Annotated in this window: 11 protein-coding genes; 6 read left to right on the forward strand and 5 right to left on the reverse strand. The window is 62.7% G+C overall.

The genetic code is table 11. From position 1 onward, the window contains the following. Positions 1-11 precede the first annotated feature (11 nt). A complete protein-coding gene (locus ACX80V_RS14640; protein WP_485843754.1) occupies positions 12-1133 on the reverse strand; it encodes a Gfo/Idh/MocA family protein in 1122 nt (373 codons plus the stop codon). Continuing rightward, on the reverse strand, positions 1130-1882 hold the full coding sequence (locus tag ACX80V_RS14645) for a sugar phosphate isomerase/epimerase family protein (protein ID WP_485843755.1): 753 nt from the start codon (positions 1880-1882) through the stop codon (positions 1130-1132). Before ACX80V_RS14645 ends, ACX80V_RS14640 begins: the two co-directional genes overlap by 4 nt. Positions 1883-2028: 146 nt before the next feature. Here ACX80V_RS14645 and idi point away from each other — a divergent pair, with 146 nt between their 5' ends. Next, positions 2029-2643 carry an isopentenyl-diphosphate Delta-isomerase gene (gene idi / locus ACX80V_RS14650; RefSeq protein ID WP_083510561.1) on the forward strand — a complete coding sequence of 205 codons (615 nt, stop codon included), beginning with the start codon at positions 2029-2031 and terminating at the stop codon, positions 2641-2643. A gap of 391 nt (positions 2644-3034) precedes the next feature. On the opposite strand, the gene ACX80V_RS14655 is transcribed toward idi, so the two are convergent. Beyond that, positions 3035-4078, reverse strand: coding sequence for a substrate-binding domain-containing protein (locus ACX80V_RS14655; protein ID WP_485843756.1), 1044 nt, complete (start codon positions 4076-4078; stop codon positions 3035-3037). A 155-nt stretch (positions 4079-4233) separates the two neighbouring features. Between ACX80V_RS14655 and ACX80V_RS14660 the strand changes: the two genes are divergently transcribed. The 5 genes from ACX80V_RS14660 (at position 4234) to ACX80V_RS14680 (ending at position 9352) form a co-directional block, all read left to right on the forward strand. Continuing rightward, on the forward strand, positions 4234-5754 hold the full coding sequence (locus ACX80V_RS14660; protein WP_058930145.1) for a sugar ABC transporter ATP-binding protein: 1521 nt from the start codon (positions 4234-4236) through the stop codon (positions 5752-5754). After that, positions 5751-6824 carry an ABC transporter permease gene (locus ACX80V_RS14665; RefSeq protein ID WP_058930144.1) on the forward strand — a complete coding sequence of 358 codons (1074 nt, stop codon included), beginning with the start codon at positions 5751-5753 and terminating at the stop codon, positions 6822-6824. Before ACX80V_RS14660 ends, ACX80V_RS14665 begins: the two co-directional genes overlap by 4 nt. A gap of 52 nt (positions 6825-6876) precedes the next feature. Continuing rightward, positions 6877-7599, forward strand: a complete 723-nt coding sequence (locus ACX80V_RS14670) for a polyprenyl synthetase family protein (RefSeq protein ID WP_485843757.1) — start codon at positions 6877-6879, stop codon at positions 7597-7599. Next, a complete protein-coding gene (locus ACX80V_RS14675) occupies positions 7494-7985 on the forward strand; it encodes a polyprenyl synthetase family protein (protein WP_485843832.1) in 492 nt (163 codons plus the stop codon). The genes ACX80V_RS14670 and ACX80V_RS14675 overlap by 106 nt, the downstream gene beginning before the upstream one ends. A gap of 194 nt (positions 7986-8179) precedes the next feature. Then, positions 8180-9352 carry an ROK family protein gene (locus ACX80V_RS14680; protein ID WP_157768952.1) on the forward strand — a complete coding sequence of 391 codons (1173 nt, stop codon included), beginning with the start codon at positions 8180-8182 and terminating at the stop codon, positions 9350-9352. A 122-nt stretch (positions 9353-9474) separates the two neighbouring features. Here ACX80V_RS14680 and ACX80V_RS14685 read toward each other — a convergent pair whose 3' ends face one another. Continuing rightward, positions 9475-11574, reverse strand: coding sequence for a PQQ-dependent sugar dehydrogenase (locus ACX80V_RS14685; protein WP_485843758.1), 2100 nt, complete (start codon positions 11572-11574; stop codon positions 9475-9477). A 306-nt stretch (positions 11575-11880) separates the two neighbouring features. Further along, entirely contained in the window at positions 11881-13281 is a 1401-nt protein-coding gene (locus ACX80V_RS14690) for an alkaline phosphatase family protein (protein WP_485843759.1), read from the reverse strand. Between the last annotated feature and the right edge of the window lie 14 nt (positions 13282-13295).

Raw genomic sequence — 13295 nt, forward strand, 5'->3', positions numbered from 1 at the left:
CATCGTCGTTCCTAGAGCGTTGCGGTTTCCGGGGCCCAGTCCTCCGGCAGGGCCGGAGAGACTGGCGCGGAGCTTTCAACGTCAACGAACGTACCGGTTTCCATGGATTCGGTGATGGAGACCATGGTGTCCAGGACGTGGTACGCCAGGTTGCCGGTGGCGCGGTGGGGAACCCCTGCACGCAGCGAGCGTGCCATGTCCAGGACGCCCATGCCGCGGCCGCTGGCGGGGCCGGTTGCCGGGACCGTGGTCCAGTCCTCGTCCCCGGCGCGCCAGAGCCGGATGTCGCCGTCGAAATTGTTGGGGTCCGGCAGGGAAAGGGTGGCCTCGGTGCCGGTGATTTCCACGAATCCCATGTGAACGCGCGGGGACTCAAAGGAGAAGACGCTGTGCGAGGATGCTCCGCTTTCGAACTGGGCCATTGCGCTCACGTGCGTGGGCACCTCGACGGTGAACTCTTCGCCGGCCTTGGGCCCGGAGCCGATGACGCGGAGGTCCGTGGACCTGGATCCGACGGCGGCGACCTTGCGGACGGAGCCGAACGTCTGGACCAGCAGGGTGAGGTAATACGGGCCCATGTCGAAGAGCGGCCCGGCCCCGGCCTGGAACAGGAACGCCGGGTTGGGGTGCCAGGATTCCGGGCCTGGGGTCTGGAAGGTGGTCATGGCCGTCAGCGGGGTGCCGATGTCGCCGCGTTCGATCAGCCGGCGTGCGGTCTGCAGGCCGGCGCCGAGGAAGGTGTCGGGGGCGCAGCCGAGGCGGATGCCGGCGGCGTCGGCGGTTTTGAGCAGGCCGAGCCCGGAGGCGCGGTCCAGGGAAAAGGGCTTCTCGGTCCAGACATGCTTGCCGGCATTGACGGCGGCGGTGGCCACCTCAACGTGCGCCGCGGGGATGGTCAGGTTCACGATGATTTCGACGTCGGGATGGTTCAGCGCCGCATCCACGCCGCCCCACTCCGCGATGCCGTATTCCTTGGCCCGAGCCTCGGCGGCCTCTTCAAAGAGGTCGGCGATGACGAGGACTTTCAGGTCCGGGAAGACGGTGAGGTTGTCCAGGTATTCCTTGGAAATGTTGCCGGCGCCGATGACGGCAACTCCCACGGGGCCGCGGCGGGTCGATGCTGCGTGGCTCATGCGCGTGCTCCGGCGGTGCCCTGTGCGGCGTTGAGGTAGCCGAGGCTCTCGGCGATGCCTACGAAGATGTCTCCGGCGTAGTCATCGAATTCCACCACGCCCACCTCGAGGGACCTGGCGGCGGCGATGACGTCCAGCACGGCGACCTTGCCTTGGCCTGCGGGGAGCTGCTCCTTGGTGTCGGTGTTCAGCGGTCCGTCCTTGATGTGGATGAATTTGACCCGGTCGCCGAGCCGCTCCAGCACCGCCACGGGATCCTGGCCTCCCACGGCAACCCAGTACGTGTCCACTTCGAGGACAACTTCGGGATCGAGGAGGTCCGCGAAGTACTCCAGCGCGGTGCGTCCTTCGATGGTGGACTCCAGCTCCCACTGGTGGTTGTGGTAGCCCACGCGGATGCCGTATTCGGCGCCCTTCCTGGCGGCGGCGTTGAGGCTCGCGGCGGTTGCCTGGATGTCCTCGGCGGACTGCCAGCGGTCAGCGGCGATGAACGGATCGATCACCGTGGTGATTCCCAGTTCCCTGGCCGCAGCGAAGATCTCATCCTGGTCCTGGCTCAGCAGCGGTGCGTGCCCGGACGGAGCCGTCAGGCCGTTCTCCCTCAGCGCAGCCCCGAGCTCTTTGGCCGTGGCGACAAAGTTGTACGGCTCAACCTTCGTGAAGCCGATCTCCGCGACCTTGCGGATGGTGCCGGGAAGGTCCGCCTGGATCTGGTCCCGGAGTGTGTAGAGCTGGATCGAGTAGTTCATTGGTTCTCCTGAGGAGCAGACGAATCCACGGTGACTGGTTGCAGAGGTGGCCTTCACTAAACCTAGAGCTACTTTTGTCGATCGTCAAGCAAAAGTTGCTGATGGGACGTAAGGAAGGGGCGTTTAATCTGTGGTTTGATGCTTTCATGACGAATAAAGAGCTGGTAGTACTCCTGGACGCTGACGGCCAGCCCTGCGGGACAGCGCCGAAGCTGGAAATTCATGATCATGAAACTCCGCTGCATCTGGCCTTTTCCTGCTACGTATTCGATCGATTGGGACGAGTGCTCGTAACCAGGCGTGCTCTTAGCAAAGCCACCTGGCCCGGAGCGTGGACGAATTCCTTCTGCGGACATCCCGCTCCGGGTGAAGACATGTTAGATGCCATCCGACGGAGAGGTCAGTGGGAACTCGGAATCGAGGTTTCCAGCCTGGAGAAGTGCCTGCCCAAATTCAGGTACAGGGCTGTAGATATGAATGGCATTGTCGAAAACGAGTTATGCCCTGTTTTTACCGCTGTAACGATCGATGACGTAATACCCAGGCAATCAGAAGTGTGCGAATACCGCTGGGTCTCCCTGCCAAGCCTGTTCACCGCAGCAGAGTCGGCACCATGGGCTTTCAGCCCGTGGCTCGTACTGCAACTTAAAGAGCTGGGCCCTGGCTGGTCGATAGGCGATTCCCCGCGTCTCGAGAACCCGCCGTCGTCCACCTCGGCGCAAAAAGGCGAGGCGGACGTTAGCGACATCCCGTCGGACTAATAGGTCGACAGAGCACAATAGAACTCGCGCAGCACAGCCGCCTGGTGTGCGTCGGCTTCCGGGAGTTGGACACACTGCTGAGGGTCCGCCACTTCGGCCGAGCGCGACGGCGGAATCCCGCCCTCCGGCCAGCAACTCCAAATCGGCCTTGACGGCTTCCCTGACTGTATCGCGTTGCACTGGCCGGGCGGGGTGGGCATCTTGATCCTTTCGCAGGCGCAGGCGCAGGCCGGAACGGCCGGGACTAGACCGTTTGAGTCCAGATGGTGTCGGCTTCCGCACTGCGCTCCACACCGTGGAGGACCGTCCTCTTTGTCCGGCGGCAGTTGTAATAGCAGGTGGATCGAAAGGGGGCGCCCTGTCAGCGACAGGACGCCCCGAGCATTCGGTCCTACGATTCGAAGGCCGTCGGCAGGTACTGCGCAACGTTTCCGCTGTTGACAACCGGTGCGTTCAAAACGATGCGCTTCGGGACTTCAATTTCCACGAGGTCACTCATGGCCTTGTTCTGGGAGATCAGGCGCGCGAGGCGGATCCCGTCTGCGGCCTGGGTCGCGGGGTAGATGACGGTAGCTTTGAGGACGCTATCGCCGGACTGGATCTCGCGCATGGCGTTAGCCGAGCCGGCGCCGCCGACCATGAAGAAGTCCTTGCGGCCTGCGTTGTCGATCGCTGCCAGGACGCCGATGCCCTGATCGTCGTCGTGGTTCCAGAGGGCATCGATCTTGGGCGCTGCCGACAGGAGCTGTGACGTTGCAGCCTCGCCGCCCTGGACGGTGAAGTCGGCTGCAACGCGGTTGTCCACGTTGAGGCCGCAGGACTCCAGCGAGTCCTTGAAGCCCTTGCTGCGGTCCTGTGTCAGGGGCAACGAGTCGATGCCTGCGATCTCGGCGACGACTGCGTCTTTTTTATCCTTGAGCTGCTCGCAGATGTAGGTGCCGGCGCTGACGCCCATGCCGTAGTTGTCGCCCAGGATGGTGGCGCGTGCTGCGAAGGAGCTCGAGAATTCACGGTCAACGTTGATGACGGGGATGCCGGCTTCCATTGCCTGGGTGGCAACGGGAGTCAGTGCGGCGCCGTCGGTAGGCAGGAGGACGATGGCATCGACGCGGTCGTTGATGAACTGCTCAACCTGGCTGATCTGCAGGTTCGCGTCGTTAGTTCCTTCGGCAACCCGCAGGTCGATGTCCCCGTACTTCTTCGCCTCCGCAAGAGCTGCGGAGTTGATAGCACCGAGCCAGCCGTGGTCTGCCGCGGGGCCGGAGAAGCCGATGACTACTCTGTCACCCTGGGCCTGGTTGCCTTCAACCGATGCGTTGGTCGGCTGCGTGTTGGTCGCGCCCCCGCCTGATGTACACCCGGTAACAAGGGCGCCGACAGCAAGGAAGGCAGCGGTGGTGACGAGCAACTTCCGGCCCGTACGAACTGCAAGCATGTGTATCTCCTCAATGAGTTAAAGTGCGTCTTCGCCTGGTGCAGCATGCTCTTTTGATGCCCGCTACTTTGCGTGACTGCAATCACAATAACAGAAGAATGTAAGAAATCGACGACCTTGTACCGATTGCCGACATAATGTGTTAGGTTCGTCGCATGTTCGAAGAAGATCAGCCACGGCCGTTGCTCGAAGTTCGGGGACTTACCAAGCGTTTTGCTGGCGTCCAGGCGTTGAAAGGCGTCGATCTGCAGGTACTTCCGGGAGAAGTCCACTGCGTCATGGGTCAGAACGGAGCGGGCAAATCCACTCTCATCAAGACACTCTCGGGCGTTCACCAGCCTGATGGCGGAGAAATCCGCTGGGAGGGCAAGCAGATTACCCTCCCTCGTCCCACTGCGGCGCTCGATCTGGGCATCGCCACCATGTATCAGGAGCTCGACGTCGTCGATGGGCTTTCCGTAGCCGAGAACATCTTTCTCGGCCACGAGCGTTCCACCGGAGGCGTTCTCCACGTAAAGAAGACCAACGCGATTGCGCGTACGCTCCTGAAGCGGCTCGGGCATGGCAGCCTTTCGCCGTCAACAGAGGTGGGTACGCTTTCCGCCGCCAACAAGCAGATCGTCAGCATGGCGAGAGCCCTGTCGCGCGATACCAAGCTGATCATCATGGATGAGCCCAGTGCAATCCTCGACTCCGGTGAGGTTTCCAACCTGTTCCGGGTGGTTCGTGAACTCACCGCCCAGGGCATCGCCGTCGTATACATCTCGCACCGTCTTGAAGAGATCCGGCAGATCGGTGATCGCATCTCGGTGATCAAGGACGGGCGCAGCACGGCAAACGGCCTCAGCGTTACTGACACGCAAAAGTCAGAGCTGATTCGCCTGATGACCGGCAGGGACGTCGCCAATGTGTTCCCGGAGAGGAAGCCCGTCCCGGCTGATGCTCCCGTGGTGCTGGACGTGGACAACCTGGAGCTTTACGGACACTTCGAGAAGGTCAGCCTCACTGTGCGGGCCGGGGAGATTCTGGGTTTCGCCGGATTGGTGGGATCGAAACGCTCTGAGATCCTCGAGACCATTTACGGCGCACGCAAGGCTTCGTCGGGCCGGGTCTCCGTGAACGGCAAGGCCCTACGGCCGGGATCGGTCACTTCGGCCGTCAACGCCGGAATTGGGCTCTCACCAGAGGAACGCAAGAGCCAGGGGCTCATCCTGGACGAACCGCTGTTCAAGAATGTCACGCTCTCAACATTCGAGCGTTTCGCCCGCATGGGGTACTTGAACGAAGCGGCTGAGCGGAACGCAGCACGTGAGCAGATCGCCGCGCTGGAGTTGCGTCCGGCCGATCCGGACCGGCCCGCCCGGACGCTTTCCGGTGGAAATCAGCAAAAGATTCTCCTCGCCCGTTGGCTTGTGCACGGTACGTCTGTGCTGCTGCTGGACGAGCCCACACGCGGCGTCGACGTCGGTGCGCGCTCCGAGATTTACGATCTGATCCGCAAACTCGCGGAAGCCGGGACGGCCATCATCGTCGTTTCGAGCGAAATCGAGGAAGTTCTGGGCCTCGCCGACAACGTACTTGTTATCGACGACGGCAAGGTCCTCACCCAAACCAAAGCAAGCGATATAGACGAGCACGGTGTGCTCGACCTCGTTATGAAGGGAAGTGCCGCGTGAGCGAGCAGAAGACCAAGGTGGCCGAACCGCGTAACGACGCGCCGGCCGACCACAGCCACCCCCAGGCAAACCCTCTACAGAACTTTCTGAAGGGATCAGCGGGCCGCAGCCTCGGGCTGGTCATTGCTCTCGCGCTGCTCTTCGTGGTGGGCGGGGTAACCAGTGGGGACCGGTTCCTCAACTTCGAGAACCTGCTCACCATCTTCCGGTACGCCTCAATTATCGGTGTGATCAGCATTGGCGTCACTTTCGTGATCACCGCGGGCGGCATCGACCTCTCTGTCGGTTCGGTCATGGGGCTGACCACCGTGGTTGCCAGCCTGGCCAGCGTCCAGCTGGCGGCCACCCAGTCGTCGTGGGTCCTCATTGTCCTCGTGGCGCTGGCGGTTGGTGTCGGTGCCGGCCTGATCAACGGCCTGGTGATCGCGTACGGCAACGTCGTCGCCTTCATTGCCACGCTGGCGATGCTGGTAGCTGCCAGGGGTCTTGCCGAGCTGATCTCCGGCCGCAGCACCCAGATTGTCAGCAACCGGGACTTCCTGAAGGTCATGCGCGCCGAAGTGCTGGGCATTCCCATCCTGATCTGGATCTTCGCCATCGTGGCTGTGGCGGGTTGGTTCCTTCTGAACCGCACCACCTTCGGCCGCCGGACCATCGCAATCGGCGGAAACCTCGAAGCATCCCGCCTGGCCGGCATCAAGGTGAAGCGCCACCTCGTCTACCTCTATGTCCTGGCCGGGCTCGCAGCGGGCATCGCGGGCATCATGATGCTCGGCCGCACCACTGCGGGAACCTCCACGCACGGGCTCCTCTACGAACTCGACGCGATTGCCGCCGTCGTTGTCGGCGGGACGCTGCTCATCGGTGGGCGCGGCACCATCATGGGCACAGTTCTCGGCGTGTTGATCTTCAGCACCCTGACCAACGTCTTCACCCAGAACAACCTGGACACCTCCGTCCAGGCGCTCGCCAAGGGCCTGATCATCGTCGTCGCAGTCCTTCTGCAGCAGCGCTTTGCGGCCCGCGGGCCGCGCAGGGGAAAAACAAAGCCCGCCGGAAGCCCGGTATAGACGGCTCCGGGCAGACCCGGGGAGCCAGGACGACGAAGCGAAGGGCGGCGCAGTGAACTTCCTGAATGTGGATCGCCGGCTGAACGGCAACGCGGACCTCGAGTTGGTTGAAGATTCGCTCCAGCGATTCTTCGCTGACGCGAAGCTGCGCGCTGTCGCCGTGAACGCGACCTATCTTGGCCTCTGGGAAGCACTTGAAAGAGCAACCGCGGGCGGCAAACGCTCCCGCCCGCGGTTGGTCATGCTGGCCTACCGGCAGTTGGGCGGCACTGATTTCTCCAGCGCTGCGGAGCTTGCCGCCTCGTACGAACTGCTGCACAGCGCGCTCCTCATTCACGACGACGTCATTGACCGTGATTTTGTGCGTCGCGGCATCCCCAACGTCTCCGGTCATTACCGAAGCCGGGCCCTGCGTGCGGGGGAGCCCGCGGCGGCCGCGGACCATGCCGGAGTCTCGGCCGGGGTTCTCGCCGGGGATCTTGCCCTGTCCAGCGCCTACCGCCTGCTGAGGTCCATTGAAGCGCCGGCCTCCGTGCGCCAGCGGCTGAACGACATCCTCGATGACGCAATTTTTTCCTCCTTCGGCGGAGAGGTCCTTGACATCGAGTTCAGCCGGACACCGGACATGCCCTCACTCGAAGACATCACCAGGACGGCCCACCAGAAGACATCACCAGGACGGCCCACCAGAAGACATCTGTCTACTCGTTCGAGGCGCCGCTTCAGGCGGGTGCCATACTGGCCGCGGCACCGGAACCGGTGGTGGCCGCGCTGACTGACTTTGGACGTTACGCCGGCATCGCCTATCAGATTGCCGATGACGTGATGGGCGTATTCGGGAACGAAAGCCGCACCGGCAAGACCAGTTGGGGGGACCTCAGGGAAGGCAAACGGACGGCTCTGCTCTCCTATGCAGCCACGCGGCCGGAATGGATCAGGATCGCACCAGTCATCGGGTCCCAGGACATGACTGCCGCAGACGCCGAGTACGTTCGATCCGTGCTGGTGTCCTGCGGCGCAAAGAACTACGCCATTACGCTGGCCACGGAGAATGCCCTCCTCGCAGTGATGCACCTGGAGTCAGACGGAGTGCCGGATGCCCTGCGCAGGACCCTTGAACGCATGCTGTTCTCTGTCATCTCCGACCTCAGCTCACGCTGACCGCACCTAGGCGATTCCCTGCTCGTAGATCCTGCCCGTTCTGCCGCTATCATGAAAGAACAAATCCGGCACCGAGGCGATCTGCCAGGAAGGACCTGAAACCGCCGTTGCACGATGAACGCATTCGGCGCAGTGTCGCCGGTACGAACCTGGGAAACAACCGCGATTCCACCCGGCAGCATAATCTTTCGACCGTGCTGGGTTTGGTGCACTCCATGGACGGCGTCTCCCGCGCACAACTCACCCGTGCCACCGGACTCAACCGATCGACGATTGCCGCGCTCGTCGGTGAACTCGCCCAGCTGGGCCTTGTCCTGGAGAGCGACCTCGACCAGGCCCAACAGCATGGTCGCCCCAGCATCATGATTGAGCCGAGTCCGGGCGCGCTGGCACTGTCGGTTAACCCGGATATCGACGTCGTCAGCGTTGCGCTTGTGTCTCTGGGCGGTCACATCGTGAACCCCGTCCGCTTCCACACCGTCCGGCCGCCGTCAGTAGCGGAAGTCGTGAACATTGTGACAGCCATCTACACGGGCATGCGCACCTCGCTACCTGCCCGGCACCGGATTATGGGCGTGGGGCTCGCCGTACCAGGGCTGGTGGATCCCGTGGATGGCACCGTCATCGAAGCGCCCCATCTTGGCTGGCGTGACCAGCCGCTCGCAGCGCTCCTCAGCGACGCCCTGAAACTTCCGGTCATCGCCGCAAATGACGCCGTCGTGGGGGCGCGTGCACAGGCGACCTTCGGTGCGGGCCGCGACGTTTCGGACCTCGTTTACCTCTACGGAGGGGCGAGCGGCATCGGCGGAGGCGTCGTCAGCGGAGGCCGCCTCATTCGCGGTGCCACCGGTTTCGCCGGGCAGTTGGGGCACACACACGTGCGCTCGGGCGGCGCGCAATGCACGTGCGGGTCCACTGGCTGCCTCGAAGCCGAGGTCACTCGTGAAGAACTGATCGCGGCCATCGGACTCCCGGCCGGTGAGACGGAAAATCTCGAAGAGGCCGTCTTGGAGAAACTGCAGGACGAGTCAGCGTCCCAGGAGGTGGGAGCGATCATCGAACGGCAGATCCAGTTGCTGGCCATCGGGCTGAAAAGCATCGTCAACCTGCTGAATCCCTCCCTAATTGTGTTGGGCGGCTTCCTGCGCATCCTCGTTCGCGCCTCACCTGGCACCCTCAGCGAGGCGCTGCGCACCCCCGGAAGACGAGGTCCCTGGGAGAACGTGGCGATTGAACTGGCCCCCCTTGGTGAAGATCCCATTCTGGTTGGTGCAGCAGAGCTCGCATTCGAACCCCTGATCCGGGATCCCGCCGGTTTCCTGCGTCCCCAGGACGACGACGCCGGCGCGCCGAGTCAGCCAATGTAACTTCGTCTGCGGCTACTTCGGGACGAAAAGCGGACCCTGTTCCAGCCTTTGGCTGGAACAGGGTCCGCTTCGTTGTCAGGTCAGTGGCCCTTACAGTGCAGTCATTGTTACTCCGCGGAGCATCAGTTGGCTACCGCAAGTACCACCTCAGCGGTCCCGGTCAGCGGAGCTGACACGGCGTCACCGGCGTCGGTGTAGCTCGCGCTGAAGACGGCTGAGAGGTCGTCAACGGCTGGGTCATGGCCCTCCGGGACGGTGGTGGTGATGGTGCCGGTGCAGCCCGAGGTGGTGGTCTGCGGGTGTCCGTGCGTGTGGTGGCCGAGGATGTAGGTCACCTGAACCAGCGAGCAGTCAACAGGCTGGTCATCGGTGACCCGGACCTCATAGCTGACGGTGTCACCGAAGTGGAATTCCTGGCCTGCAACCGGGCTGATGAACTCAATGACCGGCGCCTGGTTGCCTACCTCGATTGCCACCTCGGCAGAGGAGTGGCGCCCACGGTGCTTGCCGCCCTGATCTGTGACCTTCAGGCTCGCGGTGTAGGTTCCGATTTCCTCATAGGTCCAGGTGGGGTTTGCTTCCCCGGAGTCAACGACGCCGTCGGAGTTGAAGTCCCACTCGTAGCGGATCTTGTCGCCGTCGGCGTCGGCTGTGCCTTCGCTTGAGAACTGCACGGTCAGCGGTGCTGCTCCCGCAGTTGGGGTGCCGGAGGCTACAGCGACGGGGCTGTGGTTGCCGCCCGCGCCGATGAAGTCGATCCGGGAAAGCTGCGCGTCAGGGTTCTCGCCGAAATAGCCGTCACCATATTCAAGGACGTAGAGGGCACCGTTGGGTCCGAACTCCATGTCGATGGGGTTATCGACCACGAGGGAGTCGACGACGTTCTCGATTGAGGCGAGTTCACCGTTCTCCACAGTCATGCCCTTGATGTAGTCGCGGGTCCATTCGTAGAAGAAGGACTTACCGTCGTAGTAGGACGGCCAGGCAACCGGTGCATCGCCCTTGGTTGCCTTCTCGTTGAAGTCGTAGGCAGGGCCGGCCATGGGGCCGATTCCGCCGGTTTCCAGCTCGGGGAATTCGGGAGAGGCACCGTAGGAGTACCAGACCTCGGGCTGGGCTACCGGGGGCAGCTCACGGAGGCCGGTGTTGTGCGGCGAATCGTTCACGGGAGCTGCACAGTTGAATGTTTCACCGGAGGTGCCGGTAGCGAAGTCGTAGTCGACGTACGGCAGCTCAGCGGTGGCGCAGTAGGGCCAGCCGTAGTTGGAAGGCTCGGTGACGGTTGCCCACTTGCCCGTACCCGCGGGGCCGCGGAGAGGGTTGGCGGTACGGGCGTCAGGCGAGTAGTCGGCGATGAAGAGATCGCCGGTGGTCCGGCTGAGTTCAATACGGAAGGGGTTCCGCAAGCCCATCACGTAGATCTCAGGCCGGGTCTGCGCAGTGCCGGGCTGGAACAGGTTGCCTGCGGGGATGGTGTATCCACCGCCGTCCTTGGGCGTGATGCGCAGGACCTTTCCGCGCAGGTCATTGGTGTTCGCGGAGGTCCGCTGCGCATCGAGCGCGGGGTTGCTCGTTGACCGTTCGTCGATGGGGGTGAAGCCGCCGGACTGGAAAGGGTTGGTGTCGTCACCGGTGGAGAGGTACAGGTTGCCATCGGCGTCGAAGACGATGTCGCCGCCGACGTGGCAGCAGATGCCGCGGTCAACGGGGACTTCGATGACCTCCTGCTCACTGGCGAGGTCGATGGCGGAACCATTGAACTGGAAACGCGAAAGCTTAAGGGAGCCCTTGAACTTCTCGAAGTCCGCCGCCGTGCCGGTGAAGGGCGCGTCGCCCTCGTTGACGCCGGCGGTAGCGGGATCATCCACAGGAGTGTTCTGCGGCGGAGAGTAGTACATGTAAATCCAGTTATTGCCCTTGGTCCCGAATTTGGGGTCAAGTGCGATGCTCTGCAGGCCCTCTTCGTCATGCTGGTAGACATCCAGTGTTGCGGCCAGGGTGTTGAGGCCTGTGTCTGCGTCGTTGAGCCAGACTTCGCCGCCGCGGGTGGTATGCAGGACGTCGTTGTTGGGCAGCACCGCGAGGTCCACAGGCTCACCCGGGCCGTCGTTGAGCGTCACCTTCTGGAAGCTGGCATCAGGCGGAGCTACTTCGGGGGCGCCGCCGCCCTGCTGGGCCTGCGCCGGGCCGACGGCGAAGGAGGTAGCGATCAGCGCAGCCATAGCCAGACCCGCGCCCGCTCGAGCTGAGCGCCTCTTTGTAAAACCGGTGGCATCGATACGATGCCCGGGAGCTTCCGCTATCCCATTTCGATTAACAGTCATCGTTCACTTTCTTCTCGTCATTGAGGACCCGGACCAGCCGGACTCAGGTCACTTAGAACGCTAGTTGACACTCTGCGAATTGCCTAGTGGTTTGAAAAAACAAAGTTGAGCAGATCTTGAGGTTCGCGTTTTATGGCTGGCAGCATAATAAGAGACCACGGGATAAATGACCCATTCAGTCTTTGTTGTTTAAAACGCTAATATTTAGCTGTGGATGCCTTGGGTCTGAAGCACGAGCTCCTTAACCGCAGCGGCGGGGACCTGCCGGCTACTGTTCAGGAAGCCCTCTACCGAGGATGGAATCCGGGCCTCCGAGCCAATAATCAGGGGCGTGCCGTCCGGAGAATCAGGAAGCCGTCCGTGGGTGCCCCGCACATGCGTCGGATCAAGGGGCACGGTACTCATGGCGTACCGCAGGCCCAGCTTCTTTTTGACGAGGTTGAGCCCTGCTTTGGCCTTCGCGAGCTTGTCCGCTGGGTTGAAGAAGAGCTCGGCGGGGTCGTAGCCAGGTTTCCGATGGATATCGACGCCGCGTGCGTACTCGGGTGCCCGGTCGTCGTCGAGCCAGAAATAGTAGGTGAACCAGGCACCCGGCTCCGCTATGACAACGAGCTCCCCGGACCTTTCGTGATCGAGGCCGTAGCGGCCCTGCGCTTCCCGGTCGAGGACCTCGTCCACTCCGTCAGTCCCGCGAAGAAGTGCTGCCACCCGCTCAACGTCCGACGGGTTTGAGACGTACACGTGTGCAACCTGGTGGTCAGCTACGGCAAACGCCCGGGAGGTCCAGGGATCGAGTTGCTCGCTGCCGTCCTGCACGTAGACCTCAAGCAGGCCTTCCCGGCGCAGTACGCGGTTGATGTCGACAGGTGTGCGTGCTGCTTCGATCCCGTACTCGGCTACCGCAATTACCGCATACCCGCGTGCTTCGGCCTCGTCCAGCAAAGGCGCAAGGGTACGGTCGAGCTCGGCAGCCGCACGGTCAGCCTGCGGCGAGTCGGGTCCAAACCGCTGGAGGTCATAGTCCAGGTGCGGCAGGTAGGCCATCAGCAGGTTCGGTGACTGGTTCCGCATGATGTGCCTGGTGGAATTGACGATCCACTCGCTCGATCGGATCGTTGCCGTCGGGCCCCAGTACTGGAAGAGCGGGAAGTCCCCGAAGTTGGAGACAAGTTCATCGTGCAGTTCCGCCGGTCGTACGTAGGCATCGGGTGATTTGCGACCGTCTGCATGATAAACCGGCCGGGGTGTCACTGTGAGGTCGGTGGACATCCCCATGGCGTACCACCAGCAGACATTGCCTGCGCTGTACCCGGGATGCTGACGGCGGGCTGCCTCCCAGATATTCTCGCCGCTGACAAGCTTGTTGTGCTGGCGCCACAGGAAAACATCGCCGAGCTCTCGGAAGTACCAGCCATTCCCCACGATCCCGTGTTGTGCTGGCGCCAAGCCCGTCAGCATAGTGGACTGCACGGTGCACGTCACCGCGGGCAGCACTGTAGCCAGTTCCGAGGACCACCCCTGTGCCGCAAGCCGCGACAAGCGAGGCATCTGGCTCAGGGCCTTGGCGGTCAGGCCAACGACGTTTAGCAGCAGTACGGGTTTCACGGATCTTCCTTGCT

This window comes from Pseudarthrobacter arbutini (genome assembly GCF_054510915.1).